Source organism: Halobellus sp. MBLA0158, assembly GCF_041477585.1.
GTDB classification, from domain to species: domain Archaea; phylum Halobacteriota; class Halobacteria; order Halobacteriales; family Haloferacaceae; genus Haloquadratum; species Haloquadratum rubicundus.
In genome coordinates this window covers 3063419-3084543 of sequence record NZ_JBGNYA010000001.1, presented here as the reverse complement: position 1 = coordinate 3084543, position 21125 = coordinate 3063419, and the positions used below count along the sequence as shown (strand labels likewise).

General features: G+C 60.2%; 24 protein-coding genes and 1 tRNA gene. 10 read left to right on the top strand and 15 right to left on the bottom strand.

The annotated features are described in order from the left end of the window. Nucleotides 1-23: 23 nt before the first annotated feature. From OS889_RS15720 to OS889_RS15695, 6 genes are all read left to right on the top strand, one after another. A complete protein-coding gene (locus tag OS889_RS15720) occupies nt 24-566 on the top strand; it encodes a CDP-2,3-bis-(O-geranylgeranyl)-sn-glycerol synthase (protein ID WP_372391443.1) in 543 nt (180 codons plus the stop codon). 306 nt (nt 567-872) lie between these two features. Further along, nucleotides 873-1400, top strand: a complete 528-nt coding sequence (gene pyrE, locus OS889_RS15715; protein ID WP_372391440.1) for an orotate phosphoribosyltransferase — start codon at nt 873-875, stop codon at nt 1398-1400. A gap of 95 nt (nt 1401-1495) precedes the next feature. Beyond that, complete coding sequence (locus OS889_RS15710; RefSeq protein WP_372391438.1) at nt 1496-2215, top strand: phosphoribosyltransferase family protein; 720 nt, start codon at nt 1496-1498, stop codon at nt 2213-2215. Nucleotides 2216-2318: 103 nt separating this feature from the next. Continuing rightward, on the top strand, nt 2319-3725 hold the full coding sequence (locus tag OS889_RS15705; protein ID WP_372391436.1) for an NCS2 family permease: 1407 nt from the start codon (nt 2319-2321) through the stop codon (nt 3723-3725). A 65-nt stretch (nt 3726-3790) separates the two neighbouring features. Continuing rightward, the gene (locus OS889_RS15700; RefSeq protein ID WP_372391434.1) at nt 3791-5194 is read left to right on the top strand and encodes an aryl-sulfate sulfotransferase; all 1404 of its coding nucleotides are present in this window, start codon (nt 3791-3793) and stop codon (nt 5192-5194) included. Between the two features lie 93 nt (nt 5195-5287). Continuing rightward, a complete protein-coding gene (locus OS889_RS15695) occupies nt 5288-5542 on the top strand; it encodes a glutathione S-transferase N-terminal domain-containing protein (RefSeq protein WP_372391431.1) in 255 nt (84 codons plus the stop codon). Between the two features lie 45 nt (nt 5543-5587). Here OS889_RS15695 and OS889_RS15690 read toward each other — a convergent pair whose 3' ends face one another. After that, the gene (locus OS889_RS15690; RefSeq protein ID WP_372391429.1) at nt 5588-6565 is read right to left on the bottom strand and encodes a transcriptional regulator; all 978 of its coding nucleotides are present in this window, start codon (nt 6563-6565) and stop codon (nt 5588-5590) included. A gap of 128 nt (nt 6566-6693) precedes the next feature. Then, nucleotides 6694-7527 (bottom strand): hypothetical protein, encoded by an 834-nt coding sequence (locus tag OS889_RS15685; RefSeq protein WP_372391426.1) that lies wholly within the window; start codon nt 7525-7527, stop codon nt 6694-6696. Between the two features lie 107 nt (nt 7528-7634). On the opposite strand from OS889_RS15685, the gene OS889_RS15680 reads away from it, so the two are divergent. Then, the gene (locus OS889_RS15680; RefSeq protein WP_372391424.1) at nt 7635-8264 is read left to right on the top strand and encodes a hypothetical protein; all 630 of its coding nucleotides are present in this window, start codon (nt 7635-7637) and stop codon (nt 8262-8264) included. A 296-nt stretch (nt 8265-8560) separates the two neighbouring features. Next, nucleotides 8561-8833, top strand: a complete 273-nt coding sequence (locus tag OS889_RS15675) for an ATP synthase subunit C-like protein (RefSeq protein ID WP_372391422.1) — start codon at nt 8561-8563, stop codon at nt 8831-8833. 210 nt (nt 8834-9043) lie between these two features. Here the strand turns inward: OS889_RS15675 and OS889_RS15670 are convergent, their stop codons facing one another. Then, on the bottom strand, nt 9044-10072 hold the full coding sequence (locus OS889_RS15670) for a site-specific integrase (protein WP_372391420.1): 1029 nt from the start codon (nt 10070-10072) through the stop codon (nt 9044-9046). A gap of 292 nt (nt 10073-10364) precedes the next feature. On the opposite strand from OS889_RS15670, the gene OS889_RS15665 reads away from it, so the two are divergent. Further along, a complete protein-coding gene (locus OS889_RS15665) occupies nt 10365-10682 on the top strand; it encodes a winged helix-turn-helix domain-containing protein (RefSeq protein WP_504923078.1) in 318 nt (105 codons plus the stop codon). Between the two features lie 26 nt (nt 10683-10708). Beyond that, nucleotides 10709-10966 (top strand): MarR family transcriptional regulator, encoded by a 258-nt coding sequence (locus OS889_RS15660; RefSeq protein ID WP_372391416.1) that lies wholly within the window; start codon nt 10709-10711, stop codon nt 10964-10966. A 110-nt stretch (nt 10967-11076) separates the two neighbouring features. Here the strand turns inward: OS889_RS15660 and OS889_RS15655 are convergent, their stop codons facing one another. From OS889_RS15655 to OS889_RS15600, 12 genes are all read right to left on the bottom strand, one after another. Beyond that, the gene (locus OS889_RS15655; RefSeq protein ID WP_372391414.1) at nt 11077-11583 is read right to left on the bottom strand and encodes a type II toxin-antitoxin system VapC family toxin; all 507 of its coding nucleotides are present in this window, start codon (nt 11581-11583) and stop codon (nt 11077-11079) included. Next, nucleotides 11583-11972 (bottom strand): hypothetical protein, encoded by a 390-nt coding sequence (locus OS889_RS15650; protein ID WP_372391412.1) that lies wholly within the window; start codon nt 11970-11972, stop codon nt 11583-11585. Before OS889_RS15650 ends, OS889_RS15655 begins: the two co-directional genes overlap by 1 nt. Next, complete coding sequence (locus OS889_RS15645; RefSeq protein WP_372391410.1) at nt 11969-12601, bottom strand: hypothetical protein; 633 nt, start codon at nt 12599-12601, stop codon at nt 11969-11971. Before OS889_RS15645 ends, OS889_RS15650 begins: the two co-directional genes overlap by 4 nt. Before the next feature lie 229 nt (nt 12602-12830). Further along, a complete protein-coding gene (locus tag OS889_RS15640; protein WP_372391407.1) occupies nt 12831-13802 on the bottom strand; it encodes a hypothetical protein in 972 nt (323 codons plus the stop codon). Then, complete coding sequence (locus tag OS889_RS15635) at nt 13795-14625, bottom strand: DUF8125 domain-containing protein (RefSeq protein ID WP_372391405.1); 831 nt, start codon at nt 14623-14625, stop codon at nt 13795-13797. Before OS889_RS15635 ends, OS889_RS15640 begins: the two co-directional genes overlap by 8 nt. Further along, complete coding sequence (locus OS889_RS15630; RefSeq protein ID WP_372391403.1) at nt 14625-15173, bottom strand: DUF8063 family protein; 549 nt, start codon at nt 15171-15173, stop codon at nt 14625-14627. The genes OS889_RS15635 and OS889_RS15630 overlap by 1 nt, the downstream gene beginning before the upstream one ends. Before the next feature lie 33 nt (nt 15174-15206). Then, nucleotides 15207-15359, bottom strand: coding sequence for a hypothetical protein (locus OS889_RS15625; RefSeq protein WP_372391400.1), 153 nt, complete (start codon nt 15357-15359; stop codon nt 15207-15209). A 13-nt stretch (nt 15360-15372) separates the two neighbouring features. After that, a complete protein-coding gene (locus OS889_RS15620; protein ID WP_372391398.1) occupies nt 15373-16854 on the bottom strand; it encodes an Env/VP5 family phage fusion protein in 1482 nt (493 codons plus the stop codon). 115 nt (nt 16855-16969) lie between these two features. Beyond that, the gene (locus OS889_RS15615) at nt 16970-17383 is read right to left on the bottom strand and encodes a DUF8023 family protein (RefSeq protein ID WP_372391396.1); all 414 of its coding nucleotides are present in this window, start codon (nt 17381-17383) and stop codon (nt 16970-16972) included. Then, nucleotides 17383-17736, bottom strand: a complete 354-nt coding sequence (locus OS889_RS15610; RefSeq protein WP_372391393.1) for a hypothetical protein — start codon at nt 17734-17736, stop codon at nt 17383-17385. Before OS889_RS15610 ends, OS889_RS15615 begins: the two co-directional genes overlap by 1 nt. A gap of 585 nt (nt 17737-18321) precedes the next feature. Then, nucleotides 18322-20145: a hypothetical protein gene (locus OS889_RS15605; protein WP_372391390.1), complete on the bottom strand. Its 1824-nt coding sequence runs from the start codon at nt 20143-20145 to the stop codon at nt 18322-18324. A gap of 827 nt (nt 20146-20972) precedes the next feature. Next, a tRNA-Ile gene (locus tag OS889_RS15600) sits at nt 20973-21046 on the bottom strand. Nucleotides 21047-21125 lie beyond the last annotated feature (79 nt).

Here is a 21125-nt window from a genome sequence, read left to right as displayed (position 1 = left end):
GACTCCCCGCGGAGTCGACACGTATGCTCCTCGATCTGGTCGTCCTCGCGTTCTGGGCGATGCTCCCCGCCTACGTCCCGAACAACGTCGCGGTCCTCGCCGGCGGCGGGGCGCCGATCGACGGCGGCCGGACGATGGGCGGCCGCCGCCTCCTCGGCGACGGCAAGACCTGGCGCGGGACGGCCGTGGGCACGCTCGCGGGCGTCGCGCTCGCGCAGGCGCTCAACTTCCTCGGCCCGGTGGTCGTCCGACTGACGGGCGTGTCGGTCCCGGCGTTTCCCCTCCCCGCCGCGCTCGGTCTCGCCCTCGGAGCGATGCTCGGCGACATCGCGGCGTCGTTCCTGAAGCGCCGGACGGGCCGCGAGCGCGGCGCGGCGTTCCCCGTCGTCGACCAACTGGACTTCGTCGCCGGCGCGCTCGCGTGTGCCGCCCTCGCCGACCTCGGGTGGTTCCTCGACACCTTCTCGCTGGCCGTCCTCGGGGTCGTGGTCGTGCTCACGCCCGTGCTTCACGTCGCGACGAACGGGATCGCGTACCTGCTGGGGCTGAAGGAAGAGCCCTACTAACCCACCTTTTTCTCCGGGGTCCTCGGCCGCGCGGAGCGCGGCCTCGAACCCCCGACAAAAACCTGGAGGGAAAAAGGGCCGCGAGACTCGCATTCGCTCGTCTCGCGGTACAGCGACGGACTTCCCGCACCGCTTCCGCACCGCTTCCGCACCGCTTCCGCGCCGCTTCCGCACCGCCTCCGCACCGCCTCCGCACCGCCTCCGCGCCGCTTCCATGCCGCTTCCGCGCCGCTTCCGTACCGCCTCCGCACTACTCTCTGCGCCGAATCGTCCCGTTTAAGCGCCTCCCTCGCGCTCTCTCTGCCAATGGCGAACGACGAACTCATCACCGCGCTCCGGGACGCCGACGCCGTCAAGTTCGGGGAGTTCGAGCTCTCCCACGGCGGCACCTCCGAGTACTACGTCGACAAGTACCTCTTCGAGACCGACCCCCACTGCCTCGAACTCATCGCCGAGGCCTTCGCCGAGAAGATTCACGAGAGCAAGCTCGCGGGCGTCGCGCTCGGCGCCGTCCCGCTCGTCGCCGTCACGAGCGTCGAGACCGACCTCCCCTACGTCATCGCGCGCAAACAGGCCAAGGAGTACGGGACCGGCAACCGCATCGAGGGCCGCCTCTCCGAGGGCGAGGAAGTCGTCGTGCTGGAGGACATCGCGACCACGGGCAAGAGCGCGCTCGACGCCGTCGAAGCCCTCCGGGAGGCGGGTGCGGTCGTCAACCGCGTGCTCGTCGTCGTCGACCGCCAGGAGGGCGCGCGCGAACGGCTGGCCGAGGCCGACGTCGAACTCGACGCCCTGGTGACCGCCGAGGACCTGCTCGCCGACGCCGACCGCTGAAAAATTCTCTTCCGCTGTCAAATCCACGTTCGTGGTTCTTTCTTCCGTATTCCGTATCGACGTATTCATACTTACGCAACCGCGCACATCGTGATATGAACAGAGCGGAGAAGGCGGCCCTCCAGTTACAGGCGGTCGCGGTCCTGCGGATGCTCAAGGAGACGCGCACGTACGACGAACTCGAATCGCTCACCGACCTCCCCGCGGGCGACCTCAACCGCTACGTCAACGGCCACGTCCTCCCGGGGATCGAACGCGCCCGCGAGGTCGTCGAGGGCGTCGGCCGCGACGCGCTCGCGGCCGAACTCGAAGCCCGCGTCGAGTTCGACGACGAGGGCTACGTCGACAACTCCGGCATCGTCTTCGATCAGTCCTTCCTCGATCTGGTCGCGCCCGTCGCCGCCAACGCGCTCGGCTTCGAGCGCCCCGACGTCGTCCTGACCGCCGCCACCGACGGCATCACCCTCGGCGCGGCGATGGCCGGCTACTTCGACGCCCGCGTCGCCTACGCCAAGAAGTCGAAGGAGACCGCCGTCGAGGAGTTCATCGAATCGCGCCAGCGGCTCGCCTCCGGGATCGAACTCACCTACTACCTCCCCGCCCGCGCCATCTCCCGCGGCGAGCGCGTCCTCGTCGTCGACGACCTCATCCGCTCGGGCGAGACCCAGGAACTCCTCCTCGACATCGCGACCCAGGCCGACGCGGAGGTCTCGGGCGTCTTCGCGCTCATCGCCGTCGGCGACGAGGGCATCGAGCGCGCCCGCGACCTCACCGACGCGCCCGTCGGCGCGCTCTCGACGTTCGACGCCGAGTGAGGCGGCCGCGACCGCAACGCCGGCGGGGTGATGGGGGCGGCGCGCGGATCCCCGATATGACAACCCTTATAATACAGATCGAGGATATGCTCAGACGTGCATTATGGGCCTCGTTGATTCCGTCGAGAACTTCTTCGATGTACAAGAACACGGATCCTCGTTCCGGACCGAGATCCTCGCGGGACTGACCACGTTCCTGACGATGTCCTACATCGTCGTGGTGAACCCCTCGATCCTGGCCGGCATTCCGGACGCGAAACCGGGCATCATCCTCGCGGGCTTTTCGCCCGCGGAGGTCCGGTCGATGCTCGCGGTCGTCACGATCCTCGCGGCCGCGACGGCGACGTTCGTGATGGCGTTCTACGCCAACCGACCGTTCGCGCAGGCGCCTGGGCTCGGCCTCAACGCCTTCTTCGCCTTCACCGTCATCGGCGCGCTCGGCGTCCCCTGGCAGACCGCGCTCGCCGCCGTCGTGGTCGAGGGGCTCATCTTCATCCTCCTCACCGCGATCGGCGCCCGGGAGTACGTGATCCGGCTCTTCCCCGAGCCCGTGAAGTTCGCCGTCGGGACCGGGATCGGCCTGTTCCTGGCGATCATCGGCCTCCAGGCGATGGGCGTCGTCGTCGACGACACCGCGACGCTCGTCACGCTGGGCTCTATCGCCTCCGATCCCGTCGCGATCGTCTCGGTCGTCGGCCTCTTCTTCACGTTCGCGCTCTACGCCCGCAACGTCCCCGGCTCGATCATCATCGGCATCGTCGCGACCACCGTCCTCGGCTGGGCGGTCACGACCTTCGGCCCGATCGCGCCCGACGCGGGGCTCGTCGCGGGGTCGCGGGCCGTCCAGTACGACATCACGCCGCTGGCGGGCGGGTTCGTCGCCGGGTTCAGCCAGGTCGAGGCGTTCACCTTCTCGCTCATCGTCTTCACGTTCTTCTTCGTCGACTTCTTCGACACCGCCGGCACGCTCGTCGGCGTCGGCCAGGCCGGCGGCTTCCTCGACGAAGACGGGAACCTCCCGGACATCGACAAGCCGCTGATGGCCGACGCCGTCGGGACGACCGTCGGCGGGATGCTCGGCACCTCGACGGTCACCACCTACATCGAGTCCGCCTCGGGCGTCGAGGAGGGCGGCCGCACCGGCCTGACGGCGCTCACCGTCGCGGTGCTTTTCGTCCTCTCGCTCGCGATCGTGCCGCTCGCGGCCGCGATCCCGCTGTACGCCTCTCACATCGCGCTCGTCGTCATCGGCGTCGTGATGCTCCGGAACGTCGTCGACATCAACTGGAACGACTTCACCCAGGCGGTCCCCGCCGGGATGACGATCCTGGTGATGCCCTTCGCGTACTCGATCGCCTACGGCATCGCCGCGGGCATCGTCTCGTACCCGCTGATCAAGCTCGCGGCGGGTCGGCGCGAGGACCTCCGCCTCGGCCACTGGGTGCTCGCGGGCGCGTTCGTCGTCTACTTCGTCGTCCGGACCGGCGGCGTCCTCACCGACCAGGTGTAGCGGCCCGCCGGCCCTCGCTGGCGGCGACCGCAAGAGATTCAAAAGCCACACCCTGAGGCCGCGGTGTGACGATTTCGCCTTCGCTCTCTCGCTCGACTGCGGTCCGCGGTCTCGCGCTCCTGCTCGTCGTTTCCTTGCTGGCGCCGTCGGCGGTCTCGGCGCTGACGTACGATCCCGCCGAGGAGACGAGTCTGGAACAGGGGACGATCGCCAGTCCCGCCGGCGGCCCGACCGTCATCAGCACGCAGGGCTACACCTTCCAGGGCAACACGAACCCGAAGAAGCCGGCGCGGATCGTCTCGGTCGACCGGCGCGGCGACCTCCGCTGGACCCACGACGACCGGGTCGGCGGCGACGCGTGGTTCTTCGACGTCGACCCGCTGCCGAACGGGAATCTCTTGGTCTCCTCGCCCCGCGCCGGCGACACGCTCGTCTTCGAGCTGGACCCCGAGACGCAGGAACGCGTCTGGGAAGAGCGGTTCAATATGACCGACACCCACGACGTGACCTACATCGGTGAGGACCGCATCGCCATCGCGAATATGCGGGAGTGGAACGCCTCCGCCGAAGTGAGCGACGACCGGGTCGTCGTCTACAACCGCTCGAAGGGGGAGATCACCTGGGAGTGGTACTTCAAGAACCACTTCCCCGCGAGCACCGACGGCGGCTACAACGACGACTGGTCCCACGTCAACGACGTCGATCCGGTCGGCGAGGACCGCCTCCTCGTCTCGCCGCGCAACTTCGACCAGGCGATCGTCGTCGATATGGAGACGAAGGAGATCGTCGAGCGCCTCGGCAGCGACGATGACTACTCGGTCCTCCGCGAACAGCACAACCCCGACTGGCTCCTGAGCGAGAACGGCACGCCGACGATCCTCGTCGCCGACAGCGGGAACAACCGAGTCGTCGAGTACGCGAAGGACGGCGGCGAGTGGGTCCGGACCTGGAGCGTCGGCGGCGACTCGCTCAACTGGCCGCGGGACGCCGACCGGCTCCCCAACGGCAACACGCTCGTCACCGACACGCTGAACCACCGCGTGGTAGAGATCACGCCCCGAGGCGAGGTCGTCTGGGAGTACTACGCCACCTGGGGCCCCTACGACGCCGAGCGGATCGGGACCGGCCCCGAGTCGTCGGGGCCGACGATCCGCGATCTGAACGCCAGCGGCACCTACGAGATCACGGGCAGCGCACAGCTCACCGCCGGCGGCGAGGGCGGCGTCGGCTTCGCGGGACGGATCCGCGCGACGTTCGCCGGGACTCCCCTGGAGGGTCCGATGACCGAGTTCGCGACCCGCTGGGCGCACGTCACGCCGTGGCTCCGCCCGGTCTGGATGTCCGGCTGGGACTTCGCGTGGACCATCGGCGCCGTCCTCGTCGGGCTCTGTTGGACCGGCGGGGAACTGGTCGCCGCGCGGCGGCGGATCCTCGTCGGGGTCCGGCGGCTCGCCGATCGATGGGCGTGACCTCCGCCGGCCGCAGTCCGTCGGCCCGCTCTCGTGCGCCCCGCGCGCACTCGACCGCGTGACTCTTTAGACCGGCTTTCCTACCTGGGAGCGATGTCAGATCTCGTCCTGTACGAACTCGAAGGCTGTCCGTACTGCGCGAAAGTCAAGGACAAACTGGCGGAACTGGACCTGGAGTACGAGTCCGTGATGGTCCCCTCGGCGCACGCAGAGCGGACCGAAGTCGAAGAGATCAGCGGCCAGACGGGCGTGCCCGTCCTCGTCGACGAGGCACACGGCGTCGAGGGGATGCCCGAGAGCGACGACATCGTCGCGTACCTGGAGAAGACGTACGGCGAGGCGTCCTGACGGTCCCACGTCGCAATCGCGATCCGAGACCGAAGCTCCCTGTTTTCAGGCCTCGGTCGGCTCCTGAGAGCGGTCCCGGATGAGGTCCCGAATCTCATCGGGGTCGTCGATGTCGGCGAGCTCCTCGCAACTGACCAGGGCGGTGCCCTCGACGGCGTCGCGCTTCGATTGGTCCTCGGTGAAGTAGACCGACCGCGTCCGGGTGACCTCGCCCAGCGAGGACATGATCCGGGCGCGCTTTTCGGCGCTCCGGGTGAACGGCGAGTGGCCGGTGAGCATCGGCGTGAAGTCCCGGCTGCGCCCCTCGTCCTCGCTGACGGCCTTGAACGGGGCGCGGGCCGTCGGGTGGACGGTGAACCCCGCCCGCGTCAGCACGTGGACGACGTGCTCGTCGTCGGACTCGGGGTCGGGGTCGTCGGGCGTCGGCTCGGCGTCGCGGACGTCCTCGGCGCCGTCCATCACCTCGACGGGGCTGGAGAACGGCTGGTCGAACAGCTCTTCGAGCTGGATCGCCACCTCGATCGAGGCGTTCATCCCGTCTTCGTACTTCGAGACGGTGCGCCGGGAGACGCCGAGTTCGGTGGCGAGCTGTCCGAGGCTCCAGCCGCGCTCCTCGCGTTCGTCCGACAGCAGGTCGCCGTCGATGTTGACGTAGAGCCCGCCCGGGGCGGCGTAGATCAGCGGCGGCACGCCCTCGACGAACAGCTCCATCGCCGAGTCGGGGTTCAGCACTGGAACGCCGTGCCGGAAGTAGACCACGCCGGGCTTGAGGTCCTCGTCGCGGGTCCGAAGCCCGATCACCATCGGGGTCGCATCGAGGTAGGTCCCGAGCCGCCGCATCTCCTCGCCGGTCCTCCCGTCGAACGCGTCGATGTTCCCCAGGATCTTGAGGAGGAGGAGATCGTCGCCGCGCCGTGCGGCGATGTCGAAACTCTTCGGCCGGATCGCACAGCGGTCGCTGACGAGGAACCCCGCGTCCTCCAGCATCGCCGTGACGTTTCCGACTAGCGCGGACCGCGACATAGCCGTGTATAAGTCTTTCACCGCATATATGCGTTGTGCCGCGGGATTCCGCCGTCGCGTCCGGCGATTCGACGGCGCCGTTCCGGTCGCCTTTATTATCCGAGACCGGCGTGTTTAGTACCCTCCGATCAGTAATTTCCGCGCCCGGCGTGGAGTTCGCCGCCGGCGCTCGTCCACCCCTCGTGAGACCCCTCGAACTCGACCTGTTCGACCCGCTGGGTGTATTCGTTGAAACTGTTGGCGAAGAACCATCCCCACTCGTTCGCGCCCCAGAGTTCGACGGGGCCGACGCGGACGACCGTCGTCGGCGCGGTCTCGTAGTCGGCGTAGAGGTCCGCCCGGAACGCGGTGCAGGTCTCTGCCGGACCGTCCCAGACCGGATCGCACGCCCCCGGCGCGTAGCCGTAGGTCGCCGAGAGGAGACTGGCGTTGCCGCGCGGGTATCGCGTCTCGATGAGTCCGTTCTCGATACCGTTCCCGAAGGGTTCGACGGTGACCTCGGCCAGTATCTCGTATCGGGTCAGCGCGGGCCGGAGGGACAGTCCCGTCATATTCTCGGGGATTTCCGCGGGGGTGACCGTGCCCGGACGGGCCAGCGAGCCGTTCTCGGTGACCAGGTAATACCGCTCCTCGCCGACGATCTCGTCGGCTTCGATCGCCAGCATCGGCCCGCGGTCGGTCTCGGCGACCCGCGCCGTCCAGTTCGGTTCGGGGCCCTCGTAGTTCGAGATCCGTACCGACTCCACCGTGGGCGTCCCGTCGGGATCGACCGGGAGGGGGAGATACAGCGTCGCGTCGGCGAGCGTGCCGTTCGTGCTCACCTCCGCCGAGTAGTGGTACGTCGCCGTCGTGTTGCGGTCCTTCTGCGCCTCGAAGAACGCTGACACGCCCGCCGCGGCGCCGACGACGAGCAGGGCGAAGACGAGCACGAGCGTCGCACCGATGCGGAGCCGACGGTCCATACGCCCCCGATCGGCCGCGTCGGGCTTGTAGGTTCGCAGGCAGCGTCGCCGACGCCTCCCGCCCACGCCCCGCCAGCTATTTGTCAGTTCGGTGATTAGATTTCGGGGTGGATCGACGTGACCTACTGTGTCGGGGCGCCGCCGCGGGCACGCTCGCGCTCGCGGGGTGTCTCGGGGGCGACGACCCGGCGTTCACCGACGGCTTCGAGTCGGGGCTGGACGGCTGGGAGCCCGCGGCGGCGATCGGGCCCGAGGTCGACCTCGCGGACTTCGACTGGGAGGTCGCCGTCTCCGACGCCCAAGCGGCGAGCGGGGACCGATCGCTCCGGATCTGGAACGAGGGCGACTACGACGACGGCGTGACGTGGGCGACCCGTCCGGTGTCGATCTCCACGGACGGGACCTCCCGGATCAACGTGACCGCGCAGTTCTGGAGCGAGTCCGAGTCGTTCAACACCCTCCGTGACGCCGTGATGCGCCTCGGTCCCGAGCGGCCGGCGGCCGAGGCGGACTTTCCGGATCCGGGGCTCAACACGAGCGCGCTGAGGGAGACGCCCTACGGCGGGCTCCGGGAGCCGCTGTGGCTGGCCGACGGGTGGCGGGAGTACACCTTCGAGTGGACGCTGCCGGCGCTTTCGACGGACCAGCTGTACCTCTCGGTGGGGACGAGCGTGATCTGGGAGGGCGACGCGGAACACTACGTCGACGAGGTCGCAGTCGAGACGCACTCGTCGTAGACGATTCGATCATCTGAGCGAGTCAGACAGTAGAGAAATCGTATATCACAAAAATGACTTTTCTTTCGTAACTGATTAAATACAAACATAAAATTGCGTAGGAAGTATTACTAAATCTTGTGGTATGTGTCGAACATAAAATCTCTGAACCTCGCCGAAAACAGCTACAAATAACGCTGAATCGGTATGAGTGCCGATCTTGAGTATTTATTTTCTGACTGCTTAAATCTCTGTGTGAAACGACGGTTTCACTCTACGGTGGAGTTATCGTATCATCGAATTTAGCAGTATCTGGAATGGTTGGGTCACTGATCGCTGGGGTAAGTACCCCCGTCCCGCTTCAGACTGGTGGAGAGATCACTGGAAACATCGAGAACTTCGGTGCGGCCGTCGCCGTGGGGCTCGCCGCCTTCGGAGCCGGATACGCCGAACGCGGTATCGGTGCCGCCTCGGTCGGCGCACTGGCGGAGAAGGAGGACCTTTTCGTCCGGGTACTCATCCTGACCGTCCTCCCGGAGACGCTGGTCATCCTCTCGCTGGTCGTCGTGTTCCTCGTCGGCCAGGGCTGATTCCCTGATCGCGACGGCCGCTTCTCCGACCTGTAGCGGTTCGAACGAAGAAGCCTCTCTCGGATTTTGGTACCGAACGGAATTAGGTGGCTGGGGAGTTGCGGCCCCAGATTCCTGGCGGCTGAAGACCGCCAGGTTTGGGGATGGGCCAACACGGATACCAGACCATTCGACCGCGAGGGGATTCGGCTACGGGAATACCGTCAATCATCACAGATCCTCCGCGATGAACTCCTCGCGTCGAATCATCTGCTCGCGCTTCGACGCCTGATCATAATGCCGATCGAGCGTCTTCTCAGTCGCGTCGGCACGGTCACTCAGAACAGCCTTCGGAGTTCCCGCGTCGAGGTGCGCTGTCAGCGAACCCGTCCGGATCATATGCGGAGACCGGGATGAGGGACAAGTGCTCGCCTTATCGTGCTGCGTCGCCTCGCAGATGTTCGGGTCGCGATCGTGCGGACACTCTATCCCGTACATACACGGCCGCGTGACCCGGTACATATCCTGCTTGATCGTACCGAGAGATACCCGGCCGTACTTTGTGGTCAGAAGCGGAGTACGATCGTGATCATCACGGACCTTCTGCCGAGGGCCGTTGATATAATCACGAAGCGTCTGAGCAAGGGATTCGTTCTTGATGGCACAGTCCCGCTCGGACCACTTCCCGTTTTTCAGCGGTGTCCCCGTTTCTGGGCGGTGCCGGAACTCCAACACGGGCGTATCGCCGCTATCATCGAAGTCGCGAAGGTCGAAAGAGCGAATACCACCCCGGCGTGCCGACAGACGCCAGATCAGTAACATCTCGACGTGGGGACGAGATGCGTACTGATACTGTTCGAGGTATTCGAGAGCCTTCTGCGCTCGTCCGGTTTCGAGCCGATCCTCGTTGACGTCTTCGCCTTTCCGGACAGTCGGAAGCAGGATCTTCTCAGCTACGTCAGAGTCAACCGCGTTAACTGAAGCGAGCACCCGAAGGAACTGGCGGACGGTCGAGATCTGGCCCTGAAGCGAGACCTTCTTGAGTCCATCCTCTTCGCGTCGATGGACTCGATAATTGTGTATCGTAAGGCCGTCAACCTCGGCCATATTCGAAATCCCTTGCTCTTCGAGCCATTCAACGAACGCTTCGATTCGATATCGATGAGACTTGAGAGTCGCCTCACTCAGATCATCCCAGCGCTGTTGAAGGTAGATGTCTTTCGCGACGCTGGGAGCGACCTCGCGGAGTTCGTCACTCACCAGTAACCACCTCGATCGAACTGGCGACAGACCCGATGCTGTTTTCAAAATGCGGCGTTTCGTCTTTCGTGCGGGCTTTGCCCGCGAAGATGGCTTTGCTCATCACAGGGAACGAAGCCACTTGGGGCCGTGTTCTAGCACGGTCCCGTTCTTCATCAACCGACCAGAGTCATCAGTATCCTACTCGGTGGCTCCGCACTGATACTATCTATACTAACCGGTGTTATAGTTTCGGGTCATATAGATAGCTACGATACTCAGGTTATAACATCCTCTCGTAACGATCGAATATATGCGAAAATCGGGCAAATGGATGGTTCTCCTCGATGAACGCATTCTCGAACTTCTTGAGGAGGACGAAGGGGGGTTTATGCGACCGTCCGAAATCGCCGATGACAGCAGGATCCCATATAGCCGCGCTTATGTGGGTCAGCGCTGCCAGAAATTGGCTGAGAACGGTCTTCTGCAAGAGGTCTCAACCGCAGTCTATCGGATCACGGAGGAAGGAAGAGCATATCTCAAAGGTGAATACAACGCATCAGAATCGAGTGATGTTTCTGTTGAAACGAGTGGAGAAAGCCCTGAACAAGGAAGTGATCAGGCAAGATAATGACTGTTCGACGTAACGGGCCCTGGATGTACCCCACCGACGAGCGGATCCTTGAACACTTGGCAGAGAATTCGTGGGCGACACCGAAGACGATCGCCCGAGAGACCCATTTAGAGAACATCGAGATCGACGAGCAGTATATCCAACAACGCTGTGATCAGCTGGTAGATCGAGAGTTGATTGCGCCAGTCTACGATGATATGTATGAGATCACCTCGTGGGGGCTGGCGTACCTTCGAGGTGATCTGGACGCTGGGACTCTTCCCCGTTGGTCGATAAGATAATGTGCGCGTCCCCCACGAGGAGGGACGCGCACACCCCACCGTTACCTTATGATCCAAGTTGGTGGGATGGGGGGGAAACGGTTCAACTCCAGAAAAGGTAAATAAAATAATTATTCAAATCTTGATCCAAGATCATCTGCTTCTTCGATGTCTTCTAAAAATTCATTTAATACTTCTTTTTCTTTTTCAGAAAGAATCAATTCCGCACGTATATGATCTAAATTCTCGAATCTCTCGTCAACAGTTACAATAGCGCTAGCCCCGGACTCTTCTGCTACTTGGGCAAAGTATCCATCCCATCCTTCGATATTATATATTGTTGAATATTCAAACGAATTATTCAATATATCATATGAGAATTCATTATACCAATAGATATTAGTGGATTCTATAAAGTTCTGCATTAGTTCTGATGCTGTTCTGTTTTTTAGATAGTATGTACCTCGGAGAACATGATGAGCTCCTACTACAGCAGGATATGGAACAATCGCAGTCACTTCGCCTTGTATAGCTGGCCGTATGTATTCTAACGCCGTTTCACTAACAGGAGTTCCAGCGTGGGCTAAAGCTATCGGGCCTACATCAAATAAATAGGGACCGGATCCAGGACTTAGCATCAATCACGGGAATTGGGAGTTATTGATCTACGGTGACGAGTTGAATGGGGATCATCCGGAACTTCACTTGGGTCCGCACGCTCAATGTCTCCTTGTTCCAGTCTCAAATTCGTCTGGCGGATATTGTCTATAATTTCTTCCGGATCTGAATCTATATCTCTGCTTTTGTGCCCAGGAGAGGAGTGAGGCTTATTCTCGAATTCAGAGAGGACCTTTTGAATCTGGTGGATATCTGATTCAATAGTCTTCGAACCTTCCCTAAACTCGGAATCTTCAACAATAGAGGTGTTAAGTACCGATTCAATAATTTGGGCTATCCGGACGCGGCTCTGATGCGGTTCAGCACTCGCAGTTCGTTGGGTATGATGCCAGCGCGTCGTAGTACTCATTGGTCTACTAACTTGTTACTGAATTCTTGAACCTTTTCCCTTTTCTCGGCAATGAACTCCGTTCGGTCAGGAGTTACGATCTCATCGTCTACTATAGAATGACTAATTTTGGTTTTATCTCCTTCATCACGTCTTGATATGACGTAATTTTCTGAGTCGTATGTGAGCTGAACTCCATCTATTTTGAATTTTGAATCCCTATCAACTGGTATATTCAGTTTATCAATATTTATATCAGATTCCAGCATAAAATTGAGCTGTGAAAGTGTGAGCTCGCCGTATTCATCTATAATTGAATTGATAAACCTTTGGCATTGAGCGGTTGAATCAGCGTCACCCTCAATGTGGATATGTACGTCAGTATCTTCGTCTACCTCAATAAAGATACTATTTGACACGTCCTCCAACGAAACTGGACCACGAGGTATATTCTCAGCATAGAGTATAACTGATTCTTCGACACTTTCCTCATTAATATCTACTATCTGGTTAGAAAAGCGCGAAGGCTCAGAAATACTTTGTATAAATTCGAGAATTTCCAATAGCTCTTCCTCGGATGGCTCATCCAAACGTAAGAATGCACAGAGTGTAAAGCGAGAAGGCTCGAACCGGAATTTGGAATCTGACATCGGTTTGGAATTGAGGTTGCGAGTAAATCTGTGTCGCTCGGTGTTATTTCTTTCTACCAAAAGCTATCATACTGATCACCGAAATCCCTCCACTCGACGGTACGGCCACGTTCCGGGCGTGCGGCGCTTCGCGCCGTTCCGGGCTACCGCTGGGTCCGTTGCGTCTCGCTCCGGTCACAGGAGACCGCGACCGCAGTCTCGTGGGACCGCCCCGACGGTGGGAGTGTTCCTAGTCGTCGGGGCCGCGATCGCGGAGTTCCACTAAGAGTTCCGACCAGGAAAGGTCGAGGTCGAAGAGGTTCGAGCGGAGGTTCCAGCTCCACGGCGCGGGCTCATCGGGGTCGTATTCTACCGAGGTCGCTTCGAGTGATTCGACCGGCCCACCGAACAGCTGTTCTGTCGGCCGATCCGAGTCAGCAGGCCAGCTCCGATAGAACTCGATGGTCTTCGGCTCGGTCTTGTAGAACGCCAGCGACGTGAGGCGCTTCATCTCCGGATCGACGTCTTTCCCCGTGTGACCGATCACGATCACCAGCTCGACGCCGAGTTTGCTCATCCGCTTGAGGAGTGGAGACCACTGGGTTGCGACATCGTGGGAGTTCGTCCGCGCGTCGAAGTGGGTCGAGCCCTCGTCGATCACGACCGCTTTCGGCCGGTCGCGGTGTTCGAGCAGGCGCTCGGCGAGATCGTGGCAGGTCGTTACTCGTTCGTCGACGATACTCGCGCGGGCATTGCTCAGGATCAGGAGATCGTCCCAGAGCGTGCGGCCGAGTTCGACCAGAAGCCACGCGCTGTTTGTCTTGCCCGTGTTCGGATCTCCCGCTGCGAGGACTGTGGTCAGCGCACCGTCGCGATCGAGTTCGTCGAGGATGCGGGCCGGGAGGGTAAGTGCGCTCGCGTCGAGATCCTGTTCAGTGATCCCGACGAGGTACGACATCGCCTCACCGTCTCCCCGTTTGACGGCTCGCGTCGCGCTTTCCGATCGAAGGTGCGCGTCGACGACTTGGCCGAGGCGGGTCTCCTCGAACGCGCCGAGGTCGTCGCTGATCGGTTCATCGTAGAGGAACGAGAGGACGTCGTGATCCTCTTGTTCGAGCGGGAGGCCAGCGTGCGAGAGGAGATCCGCCTCGTTGTCCATCCGGCCGCGAGCCTGTTCGTAGAGCTTCGCCGCGGTCAGGAGATGTTCGTTGACGTTAGTCATCCGTGGCGGCCTCCGTTTGCTTCGTGGCAGCTGCGTCAGCAGCGGCATCGAGATCCGGGCTGTCGAAGTCGTCGAGAGGATCATCGTCGCGATCGCGGATGTGCCGGTCGAGGTCGAACTGTTCTATCGCGTCGTCGATGGCTCGGTTGATCGACTCGCCGCGATCCGGGAGCGTGGATTTCTCGAAGGTTTGGACCACCGAGAGCACGGCCTGCCTCGTGGCAGACCGGACGATCGAGAAGACCTGCGTCTCGATGGCGAATCCGCGCTGGGCGTCCTGTTCGAGGACGTTCCGGAGTTCGTGGACTTTCGAGAGCGCGATCATCAGCTCGCGGTCGTCGAGCGTACCCGGCCAGACACCTTCGACCGTGTTGGCTTCGAGATCGACGTTCTTCCCGAACGCGAGTGAGGGGCTGGACCAGTAGAGCTGACCGTCGACGACTTCGACCTCTTTCCAGCGCGGTCGGGGCCAGCGATAGATTCCGGCACCGTCGAGATCGAGGAGATCGACGTCGACGAACCAGACCCAACCGGGGCCGTCGAACAGATCAGCCGCGCGGCCAGCTGTCCAGCGCCCGACCGTGAACATCGAAAGGACGAACGCGAGGCCGCCGATTTTGAACGTCCGGGGAATCTCGGTTCCCGTGACGAGTAGTATCGCGAGGGTGATCAGCGAGACCGCGCCGAGCAGGTACTTCCCGCGGACGACGAGCCACACGAGCGCGCGGAACCACCGGGGATCTGTCGGGGATTCCTGGTATCCCTCGTGAGTGTCGTCATCGTCGACCTGTTCGGGCTCGGGGGAAGATTCGGAGTCGGACATCAGGCGACACGCTCCCCTTCCTTCGCGACCGCAGAGCGTTCGAGGACTAATCGATAGAGGACCATCAGCGCGACACCAGCAGCGGACGCGAGGCCGGCATTACGAACGTCGGCCGCGGTCCAGGGACCGGAGATCAGCGCGCTGCCCTCAGACGTCTTGATAAAGTGAAGGACGCCGTTCTGCCGAGAACGGTCAGACGAGATCCAGACGCGGGTATTCGGCGGAGCATCAATCTGGACGGTCACACGCTGCCCCGGTCGGATGTTGGTCGATTCAAAGGAGGCCGAACCAGAGGAAGCATCAGTCTGTTTGACAGCGAGCAGTGAGATCGAGGTGAACCGCTCAGACTCGATGGTCAGCGTCAGAACGCCGGTCGAGCGGTCATAGCTCTTCTCGACAACCGTAGTATAGTCATCGACCTGGAGGAGTGCAGTTGAGTTATCAGCCGAGGTCGTCGTCGGAGTTGTTTCGGTCGACTGCGCCGCTGCGGGAGGCGCAACGAGTAGCCCGAGCAGTACAACAGCTACGAGTGTGAGTTTCAGGTTCATTGTGAACGGGTAGGGATGGGAAAAGGTGGTTCGCTACCAGGGCAGGAGATCGAGGCCAGTCCAGCGCCAGTCAGGGATACCCAGGAAGTCGAGGGCCATCCCTGTGAGGTCGATGCCGAGCGAGGTGCCCGCCACGACGAGCAGGACTGCGACCGCGATCAGCCGCCACGGTAGGAGCTTGAGCACGAGCCAGTACATCCTACTGGTCAGACCTCCCGAGCAACATCGCAGCGGCAGCGAGAGCAACGACAGCTATCACCGTCTTCGAGGAGCCGCCGAACGCGCCGCCGCCTGCGCCGTTGTTCATCTGCCTTTGGTCGATCTCCCGCGAGAGGTTCCCGAGGTCGCGGATCAACTGATTCACCTCAGACGAGTTCGAGGTGACGTAGTTGTATTCGACCGTCTTGACGACCTCCTTCGTCTTCCCGGCAGAGGTGTACGCTCCGTCGAGCGTGAAGTTCTGGTCCAGCTGCATCCGAGTTCCGTCCTCGCGGATGAAGAGCACCGGATCCGAGAAATTCGCGGGATTGTAGGTCTTGTTGACCTCCCAGGAGCCATTCGGTGGATTGCCGAACAGCATCCCCGTGTGGTTCGCGTTCTGGTACGAGATCGTCATCGTGCCAGTATTGTTCAGATCCGGCGTCGGGACGCCCATCGCGGAGGTGGCCGCGAGGATGTTCGCGTAACTCGCGGTCCCGTTCGCGGCAGCAGAGCCGTACTGGAACATCAAGTTCGTCCGGCTCAGGAGGTCCGTGGCATTGATCTGGCCGCTCTCGAAGTCCTCGTAGGTTTTGTTCACCAGATCGTTCGCCTGATCCTGGAGGTTGTTGTTGTACTGCTCGATTTGGTGAGCAGTGTCAGTGTACTCGGTCGAGTCGAGGATGATCTGGTCGTTGAAGTTCGAGTTCGGAGCCGAGACAGTCAACTCGACACCAGTCGTCGGCTTGTTCACAGCCGAAGGAGCAGTGGTATTGCGACTGTTCAGCGCAGTCACCTTCTCGTCGACCCGGCGGTCTGTGTATCCGTTCGGGCCGTTACTCCACTTGTAGGTGAAGACGATCCGACGGGACTCGACGACCGAGCCATTCAGCAGGGTGACGTTCACCGTGTCGATCCGCTGGACCGGACCACCGTAGTCACCGCGAGTCTGACCGATGGCGTTCCAGGAGATGAACCCACTGCCGATATCACTGAAGTTCTCAGCATTGGTCTCAGTCACGTTGACGTTCGTGACGTGAGTGTTCCAGGCGGAGATCAGATTCCGCTGCTTTTTGGTGTAGTACGCGGAGATCGCCTGCCGCGCCTTCGATTTGGCGACGGCTTTCGAGGTGCCGTTCTTGTAGGCGCGAGCAATCGCAGCCTCGGCCTTCATCCAGGCGATGTTCCGCGAATCCTCGATGGAGTTGTCCAGCACCGTATCGAACTGTTGTGCCTGGGCCTGACTGCCTACCAAGTCCTCGTAGGCGTCGATCTTCCGCTCGGTGGCAGTCTCACCGTCGACCGTCGGGAGATCGCTGCACCGTTGAAGATCGAGGAGGCCGAAGGAAACCGCACTCCAGGCCCACTCTTCGTAGTCGCTGTTCGCACAGGTTTCCAGAGCTGCGGCAGAACCAGCGGACCCGGCGATGCCGGACGTGATGAGCAGCAGCGCCATCAGCACCGAGGCGAAGCGATGTCTCATATGACACCTCCGGTCTCAGCGAGGATGGCACAGCCAGCGGCGAAGACGGTCACGCCGTAGCCGATACCTCCGATTAGCCAGCGTTGTTTTCTTGAAAAACTCATTGTGAGGGAGTTTACCGGACGGCGACGAACCAGCCGAAGAGGGTCACAGCGAACGCGAGCTGTGCGCCGAGCGGACTGGTGCCGCCGAGGTCGTTGATCAGAGTGGTGATCTCCGAGACGTACTGGTAACCGAGTGTGACCACGGGAACAGCGCCGAGGGCGATCTGTTCCCAGGTTTCGTAGTTCTCGAACCGCTTGGTCTCCGAGGACATAAACGCGGCCGCGTAGACGGCGATGCCCGCGAGTGCCGCGTGCTCGGTCGTGAGCGAGTAGTTCGAGAACCACGTGAGCGTGATCTCGGTGATACCTCCGAACTGGTACAGCGAGGTGGCGACGAAGACGACCGAGAAGATGGCCGGGAGCGTCCGGAGGTTCGCGTACTCCGAGAGCGCGCCGGTCATCGACGAGCTGTAGGACGAACTCATTAGCTACCTCCGGAGACCTTACAGTGAGTCGGGAGGTATTCCTCTCCGTTACTCATTTCCACCTCTTCAGTAGCTCGTGCGATCCAGACAGTATCGCCGTCTTCGATGTTTCCGTTGAAGTAGGCCCGCTTTGCTTCGTCCCGTGCGAAGTAGCGAATAACCTCATCACGGTTCTCGTCCTTGATCCGGAAGAGGACCCAGGGGCCGTACTGGTTTTCACCTTCGACTGTTCCAAGAACTACGCCGAGGATTTCCTCCCCAGAGGCGAGTTCGATTTCGGGCTCTTCTCCGTCAGTGCGCTCCGGAGCGGCATCAACGAACCCCTCCGGCGCGCTTGGCATTTCGCTCGACATCTGCAGTTGTGCATACAATTGGATATAAAATACCAAAATCGGTATCGGGGTGAAAGTAATAATTCTATCAGTATATTCGAGATTATCAGAGAGAGGGCTTCATAGAAAACTTCCTACCCTTCACAGGAATCGCTCAGTACAGGGTGTTCATAAATCAATCAATTCATATTTATGACATAAAACTATTAAGTTACAGACATTTGATTTCTGTATGGCCCGGAGTACTCGTAACGCTTCCGCCGAGATCGAAAAATTGGAATCGTTCCAGCGGAAAAGTGCTGCCATTGAAACCGTTTTCACTATCGCAGTCCTTTATATAGGAGTTTTACAGATTATCCAACCTGCTGGACTGTGGAAGGGCGTTACCTTACTTCCTGTACTCATCCTTCTTGTAATTGCATTTCAATTGGGAGGCAAGAATTTGTACAATCAGATTTGTGAAGAGTTGTAGACGTTCAATATGCAAGCAGAATCTTATGGTTAGTTTGGCTGTGAGATCGTGAAATAAACACCGTGCCAACTCTTCTATAACACCTTGTTAGAGAGTCTACCAGTGACCAGCCTAACCAGAGCATCGAACGCAGCCTAAGACTCTCTATGGACGCAAGTGCGGGCCACTTTCCGCTGCTCAATTCCATGGACACGACCGAGGTGATCAGCCATCTGCTCACCATACAGTTTAACGCCACAATCGCACCGGTACCAAGCGTCATCCGTCACGATCCCGGCGAACCGTTCCCGGTAGTTCGTTGTTTCTACAAACTCCATTCCACCGCCGCTCGATGCATTATACTCCTCACCATCAACGGTGACAGACGATAACTCCCAAGTCGGTAGCATCCAGTGAGGTTTGTCAACTCCGAATCCGACAGCACGAGAGGGATCCGTCGATACTTCTGATCGAACTTCCCGAACGACGTCGACGTGTTCAAACGCATCGTACTTCGCGGCCAGCTCCACGTCAGTGAGATCTTCATAGGCGTGTGCGACAAGCTTGAGGCGGCTTCGAACTTTCGTTCGTGACGTTGATTCTCCCAAGGTGGCCGCTCTCGCAGCTGTCGGCCATCGTTTACGGAGATTTTCTTGGCGTGCTTCGTCAGTTCGCAGTTCTTGTCCGCCATCGGCTACAGAGGGGCCTAAGTCGGGTGATGACAGTCTGTATTCAGTCAATGTTTGAGACTGATCGATGTCATGGGAGGTCCCGCAGCAGGCGCAGACGATCTGCTCGCCATCTTTACGAACTTCTTCACCGTGAGATCGTATCTGATCAGATTTCTCCGATTCCGCTCTCTGTCGACAGGCATCGGCTTTTGCGGCTATCCGAGCAGCCTCAGATCGGGAGACTGTACGGTAGTTAGCAGCTGTGGCCGCAGCTGCCCACGCTTGGTATGTCGGACTCCGGTCGAGGAGATCAGTCGGCTCAATCGAGCAGTACCCCGCAACATATGCAGCTACGTCCTCCAATTCGTCAGGTTCGCGTATTTCGATCGAACTCGGCCCGTGGGCTTCTTCACCTGCCCAATCGTTCGCGTCAACGTGCTTCTCAACAATCGGCCGGAGATCAGACTCGGACACCTCACCATCAATCACTAACACAATGTGTTCGTGTCCATAGCACTCGTTTATCGCGAGATTTCCGCGCTGTCCTGTATGAGGTTCTGCCCGACGATCGTATTGCCATTCATCTGAGTCAAATCCGAGCGATCGAAGCGTATTCCGCATTTGGTGATACACCGATTCCCACGAGGAGCGAAGTGCCTCAAGGTGATCGACCGGACCAACACGAACCCCGTCGGGCTTTGATGACGCGGACAGCGTAATAAGAGCAATTCGAGGAGTATCGAAACTTGGAGCCGTCTCACCGCCGGATGGACGTTCACCTCCTGTCAGTTCCCGAAGCCATGCATCCAATTGTGCTGCATACTTTTTCTGGTAAGACTTTGACCAGCGAGTTTGTGCGTCAACGTGGTATTCTTCGGTGTTATTCAGATATCTTTTTTCTAAATTGATCGTTGTTTTAGTAACCTCAGCGTGACGCTCAAGTAGAGTTTGCACGGCACTGGCCCAAGTATATGGAGATACCTCTCCGTCAGTCGTTCCCGTTGGACTATCGAGTTCGAAGGGCAGCTTTTCTCGCTGTGATTGAGATAGCCGGAGGTCTTCCTCCCACTCGACAGATTCGACGTTCGCGTATTCGCGCCGGAGCCTGACCCGGTCACCTGTAGCAAGATCGAGGCGGGAACGCTTCGGATATTTCTTCACGAACTCACGTACACAGTGTTGTATACGCTCTTCATCAGATGTCGGAGAATCGGCCGTAGGGGGTTTTACAGACTTGTTTTCATTGCTGTGCCGAGAGGAGGACAAGTCCGCTTTCGGACCATCTCCCGATTCTCCCCCGGCGCTCATACGTGGGAAAGGGGTTCAGATGCAGCAGCGTCCTCGGCTTCGGTACGTACTGTCGGCTGGGGTGGAAGCAGGAAGCCAGAGCTGAGAGCGAAGGCAGCCCACACAAGATTAGGGTGGAGCTGATCGATCGGTTCACCACGATCAGGGACGGGTACCGAGTGACAGCCCTCACATTCACGATACCGAGTACAGGATCTTGTCCGGCGATTAACGCAGGTTTCCAGACAGCTCCGGCATTTGTAACGAATTAGATCGTTGACGAGGTGCTTGGCTAACATCGCTGTCCCCCGTCAGCGCGAGCGATCCGTTGACGGCCTCCGGATCGATGTTCCCGGTGGTGTTGCTCGTGCTCATCAGAAGCGAGAAGAGAGACGTTCGAGGGTCGGTTATCCCATCGAACCCGGTTTCCGTGATGAACGTGGTATTCTCCGTCTGAGAAGACGAGATACGGATCCGCCCCATCAGAGATACAGAGCAACTGGTGGACGTAGACGTACCTCTCCTTTTGATCAGTAGGGTCCCATGCACGCCAGCGTTCGTACCCGTCGGTTCTTGTCTCGAAGCGAGCGGGACGGGTCAAGGCCGCTCACCACCGAGGTAGTTTGTGAGAGTCTGCGATGAGAGCGTACACCGGAGCCACCCCCAGGAAATGTAATTCCGATTATCTTCGGCTAAGACTAATCGCACGACTGCGGAGGGGGTTGGTAGGAAACCTGCCCGAACAAACTGAGAGACTACCGTCTCAGTTTCGTTAGAACGCCGAAATTGGATGGCTGGGGAGTTACCGGCCCCAATTTCATCCGGCCCGGAACGGGCCGGAATTTGGATGGGCCAACACGGATTTGAACCGTGGACCTCCCGGTTATCAGCCGAGCGCTCAACCTGACTGAGCTATTGGCCCAGGCGAGCGCATCTACTCGTAGTTCGATGAGTAGTTTAAGAGTTTCCTTTCGGCAGTCCGGTGGTGCCGTCCCGCGAAA

Excerpts from the sequence above, each read along its gene's own strand:
- OS889_RS15650 (WP_372391412.1), bottom strand. The coding sequence starts at position 11,972 with ATGAGTACTACGACGCGCTGGCATCATACCCAACGAACTGCGAGTGCT.
- OS889_RS15720 (WP_372391443.1), top strand. The coding sequence starts at position 24 with ATGCTCCTCGATCTGGTCGTCCTCGCGTTCTGGGCGATGCTCCCCGCC.
- OS889_RS15605 (WP_372391390.1), bottom strand. The coding sequence starts at position 20,145 with ATGAGCGCCGGGGGAGAATCGGGAGATGGTCCGAAAGCGGACTTGTCC.
- OS889_RS15695 (WP_372391431.1), top strand. The coding sequence starts at position 5,288 with ATGTCAGATCTCGTCCTGTACGAACTCGAAGGCTGTCCGTACTGCGCG.
- OS889_RS15660 (WP_372391416.1), top strand. The coding sequence starts at position 10,709 with ATGTACCCCACCGACGAGCGGATCCTTGAACACTTGGCAGAGAATTCG.
- OS889_RS15675 (WP_372391422.1), top strand. The coding sequence starts at position 8,561 with ATGGTTGGGTCACTGATCGCTGGGGTAAGTACCCCCGTCCCGCTTCAG.
- OS889_RS15630 (WP_372391403.1), bottom strand. The coding sequence starts at position 15,173 with ATGAACCTGAAACTCACACTCGTAGCTGTTGTACTGCTCGGGCTACTC.
- pyrE (WP_372391440.1), top strand. The coding sequence starts at position 873 with ATGGCGAACGACGAACTCATCACCGCGCTCCGGGACGCCGACGCCGTC.
- OS889_RS15710 (WP_372391438.1), top strand. The coding sequence starts at position 1,496 with ATGAACAGAGCGGAGAAGGCGGCCCTCCAGTTACAGGCGGTCGCGGTC.
- OS889_RS15665 (WP_504923078.1), top strand. The coding sequence starts at position 10,365 with ATGCGAAAATCGGGCAAATGGATGGTTCTCCTCGATGAACGCATTCTC.
- OS889_RS15610 (WP_372391393.1), bottom strand. The coding sequence starts at position 17,736 with ATGTCGAGCGAAATGCCAAGCGCGCCGGAGGGGTTCGTTGATGCCGCT.
- OS889_RS15620 (WP_372391398.1), bottom strand. The coding sequence starts at position 16,854 with ATGAGACATCGCTTCGCCTCGGTGCTGATGGCGCTGCTGCTCATCACG.
- OS889_RS15690 (WP_372391429.1), bottom strand. The coding sequence starts at position 6,565 with ATGTCGCGGTCCGCGCTAGTCGGAAACGTCACGGCGATGCTGGAGGAC.
- OS889_RS15640 (WP_372391407.1), bottom strand. The coding sequence starts at position 13,802 with ATGACTAACGTCAACGAACATCTCCTGACCGCGGCGAAGCTCTACGAA.
- OS889_RS15655 (WP_372391414.1), bottom strand. The coding sequence starts at position 11,583 with ATGCTAAGTCCTGGATCCGGTCCCTATTTATTTGATGTAGGCCCGATA.
- OS889_RS15705 (WP_372391436.1), top strand. The coding sequence starts at position 2,319 with ATGGGCCTCGTTGATTCCGTCGAGAACTTCTTCGATGTACAAGAACAC.
- OS889_RS15685 (WP_372391426.1), bottom strand. The coding sequence starts at position 7,527 with ATGGACCGTCGGCTCCGCATCGGTGCGACGCTCGTGCTCGTCTTCGCC.
- OS889_RS15645 (WP_372391410.1), bottom strand. The coding sequence starts at position 12,601 with ATGTCAGATTCCAAATTCCGGTTCGAGCCTTCTCGCTTTACACTCTGT.
- OS889_RS15615 (WP_372391396.1), bottom strand. The coding sequence starts at position 17,383 with ATGAGTTCGTCCTACAGCTCGTCGATGACCGGCGCGCTCTCGGAGTAC.
- OS889_RS15635 (WP_372391405.1), bottom strand. The coding sequence starts at position 14,625 with ATGTCCGACTCCGAATCTTCCCCCGAGCCCGAACAGGTCGACGATGAC.